Origin of the sequence: Wolbachia endosymbiont (group B) of Parapoynx stratiotata (assembly GCF_947250635.1) — a bacterium.
Lineage (GTDB): Bacteria > Pseudomonadota > Alphaproteobacteria > Rickettsiales > Anaplasmataceae > Wolbachia.
On sequence record NZ_OX366335.1, the window covers coordinates 1,011,290 to 1,027,406 of the forward strand.

Annotated in this window: 13 protein-coding genes and 1 pseudogene; 8 read left to right on the forward strand and 6 right to left on the reverse strand. The window is 34.0% G+C overall.

Features of this window, described 5'->3' with window-relative positions; all coding sequences use genetic code 11:
• Positions 1-218: 218 nt before the first annotated feature.
• Entirely contained in the window at positions 219-1,511 is a 1,293-nt protein-coding gene (locus tag OOT12_RS04635) for a cbb3-type cytochrome c oxidase subunit I (protein WP_264685189.1), read from the forward strand.
• Between the two features lie 117 nt (positions 1,512-1,628).
• Here OOT12_RS04635 and OOT12_RS04640 read toward each other — a convergent pair whose 3' ends face one another.
• Positions 1,629-2,282 carry a hypothetical protein gene (locus tag OOT12_RS04640; RefSeq protein WP_264374707.1) on the reverse strand — a complete coding sequence of 218 codons (654 nt, stop codon included), beginning with the start codon at positions 2,280-2,282 and terminating at the stop codon, positions 1,629-1,631.
• Between the two features lie 109 nt (positions 2,283-2,391).
• Positions 2,392-2,817: pseudogene (gene tnpA / locus OOT12_RS07480) on the reverse strand (IS200/IS605 family transposase).
• 132 nt (positions 2,818-2,949) lie between these two features.
• On the opposite strand from tnpA, the gene OOT12_RS04650 reads away from it, so the two are divergent.
• From OOT12_RS04650 to OOT12_RS04660, 3 genes are all read left to right on the forward strand, one after another.
• Positions 2,950-5,514, forward strand: coding sequence for a valine--tRNA ligase (locus OOT12_RS04650; RefSeq protein ID WP_264374705.1), 2,565 nt, complete (start codon positions 2,950-2,952; stop codon positions 5,512-5,514).
• A gap of 41 nt (positions 5,515-5,555) precedes the next feature.
• Complete coding sequence (locus OOT12_RS04655) at positions 5,556-5,864, forward strand: hypothetical protein (protein ID WP_264685190.1); 309 nt, start codon at positions 5,556-5,558, stop codon at positions 5,862-5,864.
• A gap of 334 nt (positions 5,865-6,198) precedes the next feature.
• Positions 6,199-7,431, forward strand: a complete 1,233-nt coding sequence (locus tag OOT12_RS04660) for an IS256 family transposase (RefSeq protein WP_264685173.1) — start codon at positions 6,199-6,201, stop codon at positions 7,429-7,431.
• Here OOT12_RS04660 and OOT12_RS04665 read toward each other — a convergent pair.
• Positions 7,372-8,349, reverse strand: coding sequence for a hypothetical protein (locus OOT12_RS04665; RefSeq protein WP_264685191.1), 978 nt, complete (start codon positions 8,347-8,349; stop codon positions 7,372-7,374). The genes OOT12_RS04660 and OOT12_RS04665 overlap by 60 nt on opposite strands.
• Positions 8,350-8,436: 87 nt before the next feature.
• Positions 8,437-9,015, reverse strand: a complete 579-nt coding sequence (locus OOT12_RS04670) for a hypothetical protein (protein ID WP_264685192.1) — start codon at positions 9,013-9,015, stop codon at positions 8,437-8,439.
• A gap of 163 nt (positions 9,016-9,178) precedes the next feature.
• Between OOT12_RS04670 and OOT12_RS04675 the strand changes: the two genes are divergently transcribed.
• On the forward strand, positions 9,179-9,481 hold the full coding sequence (locus tag OOT12_RS04675) for a hypothetical protein (protein ID WP_264685193.1): 303 nt from the start codon (positions 9,179-9,181) through the stop codon (positions 9,479-9,481).
• A 302-nt stretch (positions 9,482-9,783) separates the two neighbouring features.
• Positions 9,784-10,062, forward strand: coding sequence for a hypothetical protein (locus OOT12_RS04680; protein ID WP_264375394.1), 279 nt, complete (start codon positions 9,784-9,786; stop codon positions 10,060-10,062).
• A gap of 297 nt (positions 10,063-10,359) precedes the next feature.
• Here the strand turns inward: OOT12_RS04680 and OOT12_RS04685 are convergent, their stop codons facing one another.
• On the reverse strand, positions 10,360-12,060 hold the full coding sequence (locus OOT12_RS04685) for an ABC transporter ATP-binding protein (protein ID WP_264375393.1): 1,701 nt from the start codon (positions 12,058-12,060) through the stop codon (positions 10,360-10,362).
• A gap of 175 nt (positions 12,061-12,235) precedes the next feature.
• Complete coding sequence (ubiE, locus tag OOT12_RS04690) at positions 12,236-12,934, reverse strand: bifunctional demethylmenaquinone methyltransferase/2-methoxy-6-polyprenyl-1,4-benzoquinol methylase UbiE (protein ID WP_264375392.1); 699 nt, start codon at positions 12,932-12,934, stop codon at positions 12,236-12,238.
• 86 nt (positions 12,935-13,020) lie between these two features.
• Here ubiE and OOT12_RS04695 point away from each other — a divergent pair, with 86 nt between their 5' ends.
• Both OOT12_RS04695 and OOT12_RS04700 read left to right on the forward strand, forming a co-directional pair.
• Entirely contained in the window at positions 13,021-14,208 is a 1,188-nt protein-coding gene (locus OOT12_RS04695; RefSeq protein WP_458694711.1) for a Bcr/CflA family efflux MFS transporter, read from the forward strand.
• A 78-nt stretch (positions 14,209-14,286) separates the two neighbouring features.
• Positions 14,287-16,104 (forward strand): ankyrin repeat domain-containing protein, encoded by a 1,818-nt coding sequence (locus tag OOT12_RS04700; RefSeq protein ID WP_264685194.1) that lies wholly within the window; start codon positions 14,287-14,289, stop codon positions 16,102-16,104.
• Positions 16,105-16,117: the final 13 nt, after the last annotated feature.

Below are 16,117 nucleotides of genomic sequence, written 5' to 3' on the forward strand. Positions count from 1 at the left end.
ATGTAAAGATTCTCTTACTGTAATAATTTTTATCAAGTATTGATTAAAACACATTTCGATAGCCCAGACTAACGCTGTCAGTAATATTACCATAATATGAAATGGAAATGGACGCAGCATTTTCACGATGAAAGATATTGTTGTAATGTCATTCATTTAAACTATGCATATCAATTTGAAAAATGTACATTGTCTTATGCTATAGTACCTAAAAGTAAATGCTCAACATACAAAATAACGCTTCACTTTGCAGGCAATGGATATTCTTGGCAGTACTTGCTCTTGCTTGTTCTGGACTGCTGTCAATAATTGTTATTTTTCTACGATTGCCTTTTATTTCTTCTCTCATTCCTTCTGCACAATATATCTTTGATAATGCACTGGTGATACACGTAAATTTGTCAATTTTGGTATGGATGTGCTCTATAATATCTCTGCTCTTCATCATAAACTTAAAAAACACCAATCATTGGTTTAACTTCTCATGGACTCTCTCAATCCTTTCCATGCTGCTAATGTTTATATCTGCATTTGTTCCAAATACTGAAGTTATCAAAAGTAACTATATACCTGTATTACAAAACAAATTATTTTTACTTGGACTCAGTCTTTTCATTACCAGCATATTGATAAATACAGCTCTAGCCTACATATCAAATAAACAAGACTCATATCTTTCAATCGGACAAATTGGCCTGGTCATTATACTTGTGTCATCATTTCTTTGTGTTGTTTTAGCACATAAAAATATGCCTCCAGGTCTATATCACTCAGACAAGAATTTATTTTATGAATATCTCTTTTGGGGAGGCGGACATTTACTGCAGTTTGCCTTTGCTCAAGCAATGTTTTTAGTTTATTTGATCATACTGAATGCTCGCTATATTAGTCTAAATAAAATTACCATTTTACCACTATTTATAAACACAGTTTTGACCGTAGGTGCGCCGTTTATATACTTTATTTATTCGGCGGATAGTGCTGAATTGATACAGTTTTTTACCTGGCATATGAGAATTGCTGGAGCAGTTCTGCCGTGCTTTTTAACGATATTAGTGTATTGCAACATAAAAACTCTGCTCAATGATAAGGGCAATTATCTTCTTCACTCGTTTGTATTGTTCATTTATGGAGGTGTGCTTGGAGTGCTAACTATTGAAGGAAATGTCACTATTCCTGCGCATTATCATGGTTCTGTAGTTGGTATTACTATAGCTTTTATGAATTTTGTCTACTGGCTGTTACCAAAATTGGGCTGTAAAGAAATAAAAAGCTCCATAGTAAGATTACAGATTTATGCATATAGCTTGGGACATTTTCTCCACATTACTGGACTTGTTTGGCTTGGTGGATATGGTGCCTTAAGAAAAGTTGCAGATCTGCCAAGTATTTCATCAATGTTGGCACGTGCTTGTTTTATTACGGGTGGAGCTATATCAGTTATTGGTGGAATGTTATTCGTAATAATTGTGATTTTACATCTTCTTAAAGGCAAGGCTCGTACCAACTAACCCACAGAAACAAAACTAAAAATTTTAGTGTAAAATTACTATATTTACTTTGTACTATGGCTCAAACAACCTGCTTCAAATTTGGAAAGGCAGTGAAATGAAAAAAACTATATCAAGCTACACTGAATTCTTATTTGCTACTCCTTGTGGTTCTTGTGTTCCATTTACTTGAGAGCTAGGTTTCATTATTAAATCACCAGCTAAGAATGCAGATACTGTTGCTATAACAACGATTAACCACATGTCCAATTTAGTTGTATGTTCAAGTGTAATATACACTACTAACCCAACAGCAAGACCAGTACTAGCAGTAGCGATGTATGTTGCTTTTTCTTTTAGTTGTTTATTTGCTTCATTTTTGACTTCTAATATTTTCTTTTCTTGCTGTGAATGCTGGATTTGAGTATTTAGTTTATTTTTTTCAGCTTTTAATTCTATATTTTCGTTCTGAGCTGTCTTCCTTGCATATTCTAAGGATCTATTTAACCCTTTAGCTCTATCCTTTTTAGTTTGTAAGTCTTTATTTTCCGCCTCTAGCTGCTCAAGTTTATTTATTTTTTGTTTCATTTCACTTTTCATTTCATTTTTTAATTCATTTCTTATTTTATCTTTCAATGTAGCTATTGCATCTTCTGAGCTTTTTTTAACTTCTAGTTCCAACACGTCCTCAAGCAATTCTGCTAGTTTTATTTTTTCGTTGGAGGGCAGATAGTATGGATCATATAGAGCATTAACAAGATCTTGTAAATCAGAAAATTTAAAATCAGGCATAATAAACCTCAATACTAAAAATTTATCGTGTAATACATAAAAAACTAAAATCAAGAAATTTTGTATTATAAACTCAACAACCATCACCTACAAGGTGAAGGGTTAAATTTTAATCAATTTGAAATTGATCATTGTCATGAAGTGGCTCGCCTTCCTGGATAGATATGTACTCTTGTATAACCTCGTCTGTCAGAACTTACGGCTCAATATCCACGTGCCCAAAGGTGCCTGCCCCAAAATTGCTTACTTAGACTTGCAAAATCTTGCATCAGCAACCTTGAACTTGTTCCTTTCAAAAGTTGTACAATTTTACTAACACTTTGCTGTGGTTTATATGATATAAACATATGAATATGATCTACTGCAACTTTGCCTGAGATAATTTGGATCTCATTTTCCATAGTAACCTGCCTTAGCAGCTCCCTAACTCTAACAGCAATTTGGCCTATTAGCACCCTTTTCGATATTTGGGAATCCATACCAAGTGTACTCTCATATCGTACTTAGAGTGTGCATTATACCCATAACGTCGCATACGCGACTATTGTAACTTGCCCTTCGCCTCAAGGCGGGACAATCCCCGAAGGGGGACACTAAAATGTCAGACATTAAAATTGCTGTATTTGCTCAATTGTGCTAACTTAAAGCTTAAAACTGAAAAATATTTATGTTAGAAGAAAAATACAGCTTTAGAGAAATTGAAAATAAATACAACATATTATGGGAAGGAAGTAAAGTTTATAAATGGAATGGTGAAGAGAATAACACTTTTACTATAGACACTCCTCCACCAACGATATCAGGAAAGCTGCACATCGGCCATATATTTAGCTATTGCCATACGGATTTTATTGCAAGGTTTCAACGCATGCTGGGAAAAGATGTGTTTTATCCAATTGGGTTTGATGATAATGGTCTTCCGACTGAAAGGTTAGTCGAGCAAACCTATAAAACCCGTGCAAAAGAAGTTGGCAGAGAAAAATTTATAGAGATGTGCCATGAAGTTATTGAGAAGTCAAAACAAGAATTCAAGGAATTGTTTAAATCAGTTGGCATTAGCTATGACTGGGATTTGGAATACCACACGATCAGCAAGGAAGCTGTGGCACTTTCTCAAATGTCATTCATTGATCTATATAATAAAGAGTATGCATACAGGAAAATGCAACCTATTCTTTGGGACCCAATCGATAAAACTGCAATTGCACAAGCAGAAATAGAGGATAAAGTCTTTGAGTCATTTTTGAACACGATAGTTTTTTCCACTGAAAAAAATGAGCAGATTCATATTGCAACTACGCGACCTGAGTTACTTCCTGCATGTGTTGCAGTTTTTTGTCATCCAGAAGATGCACGATATGCCCATCTGATTGGAAAAATAGCCGTAGTGCCAATTACAGAGGCAAAAGTTCCAATAATAGCTGATGATAAGGTCAAAATAGATAAAGGCACTGGGCTTGTTATGTGCTGTACATTCGGTGATGAGCTCGACATATATTGGCAGCAAAAGCATAATCTGCCGGTGACAATTATAATTGATCAGGATGGAAGGATAAACCTGCATGCAGTGTGTGATCAAAAATGGATCCCAGTGTCACGCACTGGGATGACAGGGGAGAAAGATGCCCAGTATCAAGCTACTCAGGTGACAGAGGAGACACATGCCAGCGTCATCCGAGTAGCTGACACTGGGATCCATGGACTAAAAGTTAAAGAAGCAAGAAAGAGGATCATTGAAATCCTCAGTGGAAAAGGACTTTTAATAGAAAGCAATAGCATTTCTCATTCTGTTAAATGTGCTGAAAGATCTGGTGCGCCGCTTGAAATATTACCTACTTATCAATGGTTTGTCAAGACTTTAGAGCAAAAAACTCAAGTATTAGATAAAGTGAGTAAATGTAATTGGCATCCAGAATCTATGCGTAAACGTATGGAGGTGTGGATAGAAGGGCTAAGTTGGGATTGGTGCATCTCAAGACAGCGTTATTTTGGTGTACCATTTCCAGTTTGGTATTCAAAACGTAAGGGAGAAGAAGGCAAAATCATTCTAGCTGAAGTAAAGGATTTACCTATCGATCCATTAAAAGGTTTGCCGAAAAGCTATAGCAGAGAAGAAGTTACTCCAGATCAAGATGTGATGGATACTTGGGCAACAAGTGCGATCACTCCTCAACTAAGTGCACTGGCAGTAAACAGTGAGCTCGGTTTACCAAGCCATCGGTATGATAAGATATTTCCTGCAGATCTGCGCAGCCAAAGCCATGAGATAATAAGAACTTGGGCTTTTTATACGATTTTGAAGGCACATTATCATGCAGATTCACTGCCGTGGAAAAATATCATGATTAGTGGTTGGTGTTTGGCTGACGATAAAAAAAAGATGAGTAAATCAAAAGGTAATATCATCACTCCTCATGTAATGCTTGAAACCTATGGAGCTGACGTAGTACGCTATTGGGCAGCAAACTCAAGACTTGGAGTTGACACAGTCTACTCTGAAAATATCTTCAAAATTGGCAAACGACTTGTTACGAAACTTTGGAATGCTAGCAAATTTGTTTCCATGTTTATGGAAAAACATCAAGCATTGAGCATAAATTCCATCAGTGAGACGATGGATAAGTGGATATTGTCCAAATTATATAAAGTGATAGAAAAAACGACGAACAACCTATTACAGTTTGAATACTGCGAAGCTTTGAGCGCAATAGAAGAATTTTTTTGGAAAGATTTTTGTGATAATTACTTAGAGTTAGTTAAAAAACGTGCATATGGAGATGCATTGGACAGCGAGGCAAACATGAGTGCGAAACAGAGTTTGGCATATGTACTAAATATTATTTTGCGGTTATTTGCACCATTTTTGCCATATATTACAGAGGAAATATATCATCAGTTGTATAGTTATAACTCTGTTCACAATAAAAGTAATTGGCCTAACAAGGAAGAACTTATCTATGATAAGTATTCTGAAGAAATGGGAGATAATTTCGTGCAGATATTAAACCTTGTGAGAAAAATAAAAGCAGATAATAACGTATCAGTTAAGCATCTTATACAAAAGTTGATGATAAAAGCGAGTGTAAAAGAGGATGAGTTAAATTATTCTGCTCAGCATGATTTGCAGTCAGTTTGCAATGCTGAAGTGATAGAATGGGTTGAGAGTACAGAAGCAGAGCTTATAACTGAGAATGGAAAATTTACTGTAAGTTTATTGATTGATGTAACTTAGCATTCGTATTACTATACTAATTATTTAGTTGTGAGGTAATAATGATTGGTAATTCATATAATAATAAAATTGAAGAACAAAAAGATGATTATCATGACTTCATTCAAAGGTTTTTGTTTTTGCTCGGTAAGATAAAAGAAAAGAATAAATCAATTCACACTGCTGTAGCTAGTTTTCACATATTATCTTTTTTAATAAAATACAATGCCAATTTTAATGAAGATGAAGTGTATAAAGCCGTTATCCAAGATTTCAATAATATAAAAGAAGCTAGACCAGAGCTTCAAGATGAGGCTAAAAAAGTATTGAATGGGTATATTGCAAATGGTGTTGAAACAGTGTCAATATAAGCAGTTGTGTTAAAAGTCAATAGAAAAATACTAAAAATAAATTTTTACTTAGTGGACTATAAAGCCAAAGATGCTTTTAACACATTTTACGTAATTTAAGTTGTAGTATTTGATTTGAATTCTTTTAAGAAGTGTGGATGTGGATAAGTGCTTTCAGTCTGTGTAAGCGCACTTATCCACAACTACACTAATTTTCAATCTAAGCAGCTTTAGGGCTATATTCCTCAGTAAAAACCCTGCCATCTCTGATTAAAGAGTTAGCAAGGGAACGTTCAAAAAAGTGTGTCAAACCGAAAAAAAAGTAATAAATTGATATAAAAAATGGAGGTTTGATATGGGTCAAGCAAATAGAACTACTGGTTTGGTAGATTATAAAGAATTAGAAACAAATATCCTGTCATCTATACGAGAAGGAAGACCATTGACAGGAAGAGATGGAGCATTAACACCGTTTATAAAAAGGTTGCTAGAGGCAAGTCTGGAAGGTGAAATAGAAAGCCACATGTCAGCTAAAAGTGAAGAAAATAACCGAAGAAATGGAAGGAATGCAAAAACTTTACGTACAAGTTCAGGCTCATTTGAACTATTAACACCAAGAGACAGAGAAGGAAGCTTTGAACCGCAAATAGTCAAAAAAAGGCAAACAAGCCTACATCCAGAACTTGAAGCAAAGGTCTTAAGCACATATGCCAGTGGCATGGGATACAGAGATATAGCTTCACATGTTGAGGAAATATATGACCACAAAATATCAGCAGCAGAGATATCCAGTATTACTGATAAACTGCTACCAGTAATCAATGAATGGCGCAGCCGCCCACTGCAATCAGTGTATCCAATAGTGTTTATGGATGGCATGTTCTTTAAGGTCAAGGAGGACGGACATTGTATAAGTAAATGCATGTATAATATATTGGGCATAAATCAAAATGGCAGAAAAGAAGTATTAGGTTTTTATTTGGCTGAAAGTGAAGGAGCTAACTTCTGGTTGGGAGTTCTAAATGACCTAAAAGAGCGAGGAGTAGAAGATATTCTAATTGCCTGCATTGATGGGCTAAAAAGCTTTCCTGCGGCTATAAATAGTGTGTTTCCTAAGGCAGAAGTACAGCTATGTATAGTGCATCAGATAAGGAATTCACTGAAATATGTATCTAGCAAAGATGTAAAAGTTTTCATGAATGATTTGAAAAAAATATATCGTGCTTCAAGTAAAGAGATCGCTGAGAATTATCTGCTTGAGCTGGAAGAAAAATGGGGAGAGAAGTATCCTTTAGTTATAAAATCCTGGCAGAACAATTGGGAAAACTTATCCAGTTATTTTAAGTATTCTGGGCAAGTTAGGAAGCTGATTTACACCACCAATCCAATTGAGGGGTTGCATAGACAAATCAGGAAATTTACTAAAACTAAGGGTTCATTTACTAGTACAAATGCCTTGTACAAACAGGTATATTGTGCTATAAAAAAGGTAGAGCAAAAGTGGATTATGGCTCTCCCTAATTGGGCTTTAACTATTTCTCAACTTGATATTTTCTTTCCAGATAGATTGAAAATTGAGTTGAACTAAAAATGCGGCTTGACACACTTTTTTGAACGTTCCCTTCTTATTGCAGTCAGTTGCCGTTATACCAAATTGTTTTACATAATAATCATTAGCTTTAATCTTGTCAATAATGCCTTCACTTAAGTCAGGGTATAATTTATTTATTGCCTTTCTTATATAAAGCTTACCATCGTTACTTACGTCAATATGGTTACCATCTTTTTTGCTGTTTTCACATCCTTTTCGGTTACACTCACCATCATCAATTATTTCTTTAGTTTTCTCTTCAAGGCCACACATTTTAAATATGTCACAATTTAACTTTACCCTTAATTCTTTGTCTATTTTTTCTTCTACTTCCTTTATCAATTCACCCTTAGTATTATCATCAATCTCAAACTTAAGATCTTTCTTTAGTTCATTTTTAATCTTTTCTTTCAGTTCATCCTTAGTCTTATCATCAATCTTACAATTAAGATCTTTCTTTAGTTCGTTCTTAATATTTTTCTTTAGTTCATCCTTAGTCTTATCATCAATCTTACAATTAAGATCTTTCTCTAGTTCATTTTTAATCTTTTCTTTCAGTTCATCCTTAGTCTTGTTATCAATCTTACAATTAAGATCTTTCTCTAGTTCATTTTTAATCTTTTCTTTCAGTTCATCCTTAGTCTTATCACCAATCTCAAACTTAAGATCTTTCTTTAGTTCATTTTTAATCTTTTCTTTCAGTTCATCCTTAGTCTTATCATCAATCTTACAATTAAGATCTTTCTCTAGTTCATTTTTATCTTTCAGTTTATTCTTAGTCTTGTCATTAATCTCGGACTTAGGGTCTTTACCATCATCTAGCCTTGTATGTAAATTAATTTTCAATATATGTGGCAGTTGATGTGTATGACTTACATGCCTATTATTTGAATAAGGGAAAGTGTTCTTTAACATAAAATTGCTCCATTAATAAATAAAAGTTACTAAAAAGTTAACATAAAATAGAAATGTATACTAACAATGTATACACCTTCATTACTTTCATATAATATAAACAATACCTTCTGGTACTGACATTTGTTCAGGAGAAAATGCTGATCCTGTGTGCGTATCTAATATAGAAGCATTTATCGCATCCACACAAGCTTTGCATTCAGGATTACTATCACATTGTCCTTTGATACGATGGTCTGGAGAAATTTCAAGATAGTTGTCACTTTTATCAATAATTTTTTTACATTTTGCAAACACTAAACCACTAGATTTCTTAGTAATGGCATCTTTAAGCTCTCCAGAAGTTGCATCAACTACTATTGAAAGCTTTGAAAAGTCCATTGGTTTTTTAGGTTCTGGACAAGTAGGTATTTTTACATCAGGACATTTTACATCAGGACAAGGAGGTATTTTTATATCAGGAAGCTGTATATCTAATTCGAGTCTATCACAACACGGATCAAAGTGGTCATGGCAATGTGGGTTAAAGTGGTTATGACAATGTGGGTTAAAGTGGTTATGACAATGTGGATCAAAATTATGATGGTACCGTGGGTCAGTTGTGCAAGCTGTGCGCGTAGGAATACATGAACCAACACGTGGAGATGAGGAAAAATTATAATTCATAAGAATGCTTTAAAAAATAACTATTAGATTATTATAGGATAAAAAAGTTAATGATTTAATAACTCTAAGGTTAAAACTAGCATATACAAACTTACAGTACATTTCAAAATACGACTTTAATATAGAAGATATTCGCATTGAAAAGCTTTGCCACAGCAAAATAATGCTAAGATTTCAAGAAAAAGCTGTCAGTAGTCAAATTAGTTGTGTTAATTTTGGTAGAACTGCTATAGCCACTGCAAATGACAAGCAAGCATCTGTTTATTATATTTTTAAGCAAAATGTGAAGCACATGGTTTCCCATGTGCTCTTTGAATCACATGTAGCTAGGATAGCATTATGTGAGTCGATGAATTGTTTGAGAAAACAATCTTCTAGTAAAGAAACCCAAATCCATCAGAAAGCTGTATATTTAATTCGAGTCTATCACAACACGGATCAAAGTGGTCATGGCAATGTGGGTTAAAGTGGTCATGGCAATGTGGGTTAAAGTGGTTATGACAATGTGGATCAAAATTATGATGGTACCGTGGGTCAGTTGTGCAAGCTGTGCGCGTAGGAATACATGAACCAACACGTGGAGATGAGGAAAAATTATAATTCATAAGAATGCTTTAAAAAATAACTATTAGATTATTATAGGATAAAAAAGTTAATGATTTAATAACTCTAAGGTTAAAACTAGCATATACAAACTTACAGTACATTTCAAAATACGACTTTAATATAGAAGATATTCGCATTGAAAAGCTTTGCCACAGCAAAATAATGCTAAGATTTCAAGAAAAAGCTGTCAGTAGTCAAATTAGTTGTGTTAATTTTGGTAGAACTGCTATAGCCACTGCAAATGACAAGCAAGCATCTGTTTATTATATTTTTAAGCAAAATGTGAAGCACATGGTTTCCCATGTGCTCTTTGAATCACATGTAGCTAGGATAGCATTATGTGAGTCGATGAATTGTTTGAGAAAACAATCTTCTAGTAAAGAAACCCAAATCCATCACAAAGACTATTACAAGCGTCATAACAGTTGTGATATGAATTAAAGTGATTGCTGCAGAAGTTACCAGCACAAGGTGTGAGTGGATTTACATAAGCTTGTGCACAGTGCGAAATTGGTGCTGGTAAAACTTGAGCTTGTGCACAGTGCGAAATTGGTGCTGGTAAAACTTGTGTTGGCAAATTGGAAGCCGTACAAGGTGATTTTGGGAAATGACTATAATTGTAAACCATAATAATCCTTAAAAAAATACTATGATATTATTATAAGTTAAAATAATTAAAAATTTAATAATATTATTGTAGATTTAGTATACCAACCAACAGAAACTTCCTTTCAGTTTTTACTGTATCTTCGCCAATTTTGCATACAGCCCATCTTTACTCATTAGAGAATCATGAGTACCGACTTCTTCCACTTTCCCGCAATTAATCACTATAATCTTGTCAGCTTTGAGTGCGGTTGATAGCCTGTGCGTAATTATAATTGTTGTTCTGTTTTGCATTAATTTGCTCAGTGCTTTTTGCACGAGGTTCTCACTTTTATAATCAAGGGCAGAGGTTGCTTCATCAAGTATTAAAACCTGAGGATTTTTCAGTATTGCTCTTGCTATTATGATGCGTTGTTTTTGTCCTTCGGAAAGCTTTAGTCCTCTTTTTCCTACAAATGTATCAAATTTATCCGGCAGCTTATCAATAAATTCCATCGCATAAGCGCTGATAGCTGCTTGCTTCACTTCTTCATATTCAGCACCCGGTTTGCCGTATAGTATATTTTCCATTATTGAGCAAGAAAATATCATATGATCTTGTGGTACTAAGCCAAACAACGATCTTAGATCATTTAGCGCAATTGTCTTAATATTCTGTCCATCGATAGTAATGCTGCCTTCACTTGGATCGTGAAAACGGAGCAGAAGCTTTAAAATGGTGCTTTTACCACTGCCAGATGGTCCAACAATTAACACTGATTGACCTGCCTCTATAGAAAATGATACGTTATTTAATGCTGGCTTATCAGCATAAAAAAATGTTACATCGTTAAACGCAATTTCTTTTTGAATACTATTAATTCTTATAGGATTTTCGCCATTTACTATAGAGCTTTTCATGTTCGTAAACTCAAACAAACGCTCTACAATTCCAAGACCTCGTTGTAGGTCACTGACGTTATCGCTCAAATTGTTGACAGCTCCTGCCGCAAGCGCTGAATAAAACACAAATGAGGAGAGTTCTCCAATAGTTATATTATTGCTTAAGACTTCTTTTATTCCAAAAAAAAGCAAAATAACTAGCGAACCTATCACACACGTGATAACTAGAGTTACTAAAATAGCACGCAAGAGTACTAATTTTACGTACGATTTTGATACTGAGTTTAGATGTTTCTGAAAACGAATTTTTTCATTTTCTTCTAGTACAAATGATTTAATGGTTACTATAGATCTAAAATTTTCCTCACTAAATGATGCAAGCTCACTTAATTTATCCTGAGCAAAGCGTGCATAATTGCGAACTTTTTTTCCAAGTGAAGTCATGATAATGAGCAGTACGGGTATTATTGCAGCTGCATATGCGGTTAAATGTAGATTTGTGTATAACAGCATTGCAACACTACCAGTTAGTACCACTGCATTCCTCAATATTGTCAATAAGCTGCTGTTTATTATCGATTGCAATGTAGAGGTATCAGTAATTAATGCTGAGATAACATCTTGCACACCTGTATTCTCAAAGAAACTTGGTTGTAAATCAGTAATACTGCTATATAAGTCATATCTGATTCTTGCGATAACTTTTTCGCTGCCAACACCAATAAAATATAACCGAATAAATGCAGTGAGAGAAATGCCTAAAACTATCAGTATTGCAACTACGAGCTTGGTAGTAAAGTTATGCTCTGCGCCAGAATCAATTATGTTGCTTAAGCCCCTACCAAAAAGAAGAATCGTTAAAGCTGAAAATAGAACTGCAATAAAAGCTATGCTAAAATAATGTAGACTAGGTTTTATATAGTAAAATAGCTGCTTAATGTTAGATCGCATTTTATTTTAAAGTTAAGTATTTAGCTTCAGGAAAAAGTTACAATATTAGTTTACAGTGTACTTCGTTAGAGCAATACGTTCAAGAAACTTTAGCTTGATTTCTACTGAAGGAAAAACGCTGCGAAATTACAGAAAGTTAGCAAAAAAAACTACTGAATAGACCAGAGTTTAATATTCATTTTGTTCCAATATGTAATGCTACTATTCCATAGCTCATATTATAGAACTCAACATTCTTAAAGCCTATCTCTTCAATTTCCATTTTAAAATTAGTTTGAGTTGGAAATTCTCTGATGCTTTTCACTAAATATTCATAAGAACCCTTATCTTTAGCAACTATGCTACCAATTTTAGGAATTACTTTAAATGAGTATAAGTCATAAAATTTGGTGAATATCTCATTTTGATAATGCATAGGGGCAAATTCCAAGCAGACAAATTGTCCATTTTGCTTCAATACCCTATATGCTTCACTTAAAGCCTTTTTACGGTCAGAAAAGTTTCGAATACCAAAAGCTACTGTATAATAATCAAATTCGGAATCTTCAAATGGTAAGCTCTCTGCATTTGCACATACCCAATTGAAATTTAGCTGATTTGAATTTATAGCTTTATCACGCCCTTTGTCCAGCATGTTTTGATTTATATCACATACTGTAACTTGAGTACTTGGTTCACCTCTTGCTATTCTTATAGCTATATCTCCGGTTCCTCCAGCAATATCCAAAACCTTGGAGTGATTTTTAAAATGCACACTACTTACCATCTTCTCTTTCCATAGCCTGTGCATTCCAAGGCTCATTATATCATTCATAATGTCGTAGCGATTTGCTACAGAATCGAAAACCTCTTTAACTAATTGTGATTTATCCATATTTTATACAGAGATTAGCAGTTAAATTAATATACTAATGAGAAAAATATACTACAATTAAACATATTTAATCCAGTAAATCATTAGTGTCGACAGCTTTTTCACAAAATATCATCTCTCTTATTATGATATTATCTGTAGCAGTTGTTGATATGGCAACAGACTTATACTCAGTTGCATTGCCAAGTATTGCCAACTATTTTAAGGTGAAAGGTAATATAGCGCAGCTTACGATCAGTTTAAATTTATTAGGAGTTGCAATATCTGGATTGATTTATGGCCCATTGTCAGACTATTATGGTAGGCGCCTAATAATGCTTATTGGTATGACAATTTTTACTTTGGCAAGTATTGTATGTTGCATAGCTGATAATATTATACTTTTAATATTAATCCGTTTTATACAAGGAGCTGGAGCTGGTGTTGCAGGCGTTGTCGGATATGCAGCAATCAGGGATATGTACTCAGGTAGTGAATACTCAAGAGTAATCTCAAAGTTAAATATGGTAGTAGCACTTTCACCTGGAATAGCTCCAGTGGTAGGCAGTTATATAATTTCACATGGTTATAGTTGGAAGTTTTTGTTTTTTATCATATCACTTGCCGCAATTATTATGCTCATTTTTATTTACTTGAAGCTGCAAGAAACGCTGACTGTAAATAAAAGTAAAGCCAGTATTAATATCTTCAAGCAATATATATCAATATTCAGGAATTATCGTTTCCTTGGGTTTTCAGCCATTCATGGATTAACTTTCATGTGGCTTTGGGCATACATTGCTAACTATCCGTTCATATTTGAATCAATGGGTATTGAAGTACAATATTTTGGCTATCTCATATCAATCATAGTCATATTTTACGTAATCGGCACTTTAATTAACAGAAGGTACGTACCAAAAATAGGAGTGAGCAAGATGCTAATCATAGGTTTGGTATTACCAATAATATCTGATGGTTTATTGGTATATTTTTATTTCATGAACAAATTGAACGTACTTATTCTTCAAGTTCTTTGGATTCCAAGCAATATAGGACTTGCACTCGTAATCAGCAATAACGTAACTTCTGCTTTAGAAACGGTCAAAAGTATAGGGCTTGGTAGTGCAGTTCTCTCATTTTGCAATATGATGTTTGGGGCTGTTGGAATATACATAGTAGGAAAATTCTTTTCTTATGGCATTTTACCAAATTTACTATTAACAGTTGTATGTTCTATAATTGCAATTCTTATATATAGTTTACTTAAATACACTGAAAAACACGAAGGATAATCATTATTTCTACAACCAAGAGTTCATGAATTATTAACTACCTTACTATAGTAATGCAATTTTATAGAGAAGTGTTAAATGAATTATTCAATCAGAAATATAGATGCTGCTTTACTTGATGCTGCTAAAAGAGGTGATCTTAATGAAGCAAAGCGCCTAATAACTGAAGAAGCTGATGTTAATGCATATGATGGATCTCAAGGTAATTCTCTATATTGGGCTGTTAAAAATAATCATTCTGATATAGCAAAAGTTCTATTAGATAATGGAGCAGATTTTATTGCTTATGACTCTTCTCGAGAACGCCACGTGTTAAATAAATACAAAGAAGTAAAAGCTGAGCATTGTAAGGTTTCTCTACATCTGGCTGCCAGACTTGGCGACTTGAAAGCAGTAGAAGACCTATTAAAGAAAGAAGCAAATGTTAATACAAAAAATGATAAAGGACAGACTCCTTTAGATTTAGCTAAGACAGAAGAAATAAAAAATCTATTACAAAGCATAAAAGATGCCAATGACAAATTGCTTGAAGCTGCTAAAAGCGGTAATATTGATGATGTAGAAAATCTGTTAAATAGAGAAGAAAAAGTACAGGTTAACGCAGAAAATGAATTTGAAGAGACCCCTCTACACTTATCTGCTCAAAATGGACATAAAGACGTAGTGGAATTTCTACTCAGCAAAGGAGCAAAAATTGATGCAAAAAATGAATTTGAAGAGACTCCTCTACATTTGGCTGCTCAAAATGGACATAAAGGTGTAGTAGAATTTCTACTCAGCAAAGGAGCAAAGGTTGATGCAAAAAGTGATGATCTAAATACCCCTTTACATTTTGCTGCTAAATATGGACATAAAGACGTAGTGGAATTTCTACTCAGCAAAGGAGCAAAGGTTGATGTAAAAAATGAATTTGAAGAGACTCCTCTGCATTTTGCTGCTAAAAGTAGATATAAAGATACAGAAAGGATAGTAGAATTTCTACTTGATAAAGGAGCAGACGTTAATGCACAAAATAATGCAGGAGAAACCCCTTTACATTTAATTCTTCAAAAAATAGACCTAGATATAGATACAGATAAATTCTACACTCTACTGAACAAAAAAGGCATCAATGTTAATCTAACAGATAAAAATAAAGAGACTCCTTTGCATTTTTTTTTTAAAAAGAAAGCGATGGAGATACCTGAATTGGACGATCTACTGAAAGTAGAAAGTATCAATGTTAATTTACAAAATATAGATGGAAAGACTCCTTTACACCTGGTAATTGAAAAAAACAACTGGAATACATTACCTAATGTATCGTGGAGCCGTGAAAAGATGGTCGATATTCTAATAGAAATGAAGGCAAATGTTAATGCAGTAGATAAGGATGAGAGGACTCCTTTACATTGGGCTGCAGGATATGGTAGAAAAGAGATAGTAAAAGCTCTAATAAACGCAGAAGCAAATGTTAATGCACAAGATAAATATGGAAAGACTCCTTTAGATTTAGCTAGCACAGAAGAAATAAAAACTCTATTACTAAAACCCCCCAAAAAAATTGATGACAGTATAGCATCAAAAGATAATGAAGTAGGTCAAGAGGAAGATGTTGGACAAGAAGGTAATGTCCAACCAGTTACACAAGAGCAAGACCCAAAGGAAGAACAACAGGAGATCAGTGCAGAAGAAGAAAGTGATGTAAAAATTGGAGCTGCTGATAACGGACATTCTATTGACATAACACTTACACAAAATGGTGTTAGTCCACGAAGTGAATCATCAACAAATGAAGAACAGCCAAGCTCTTTTTTTAGTAACTTGTTTAGTATACTTATGAAGCCTTTTTCTTTAATAGGGGGGAACGTTCAAAAAAGTGTGTCAAACCGAAAAAAAAGTAATAAATTGATATAAAAAATGGAGGTTT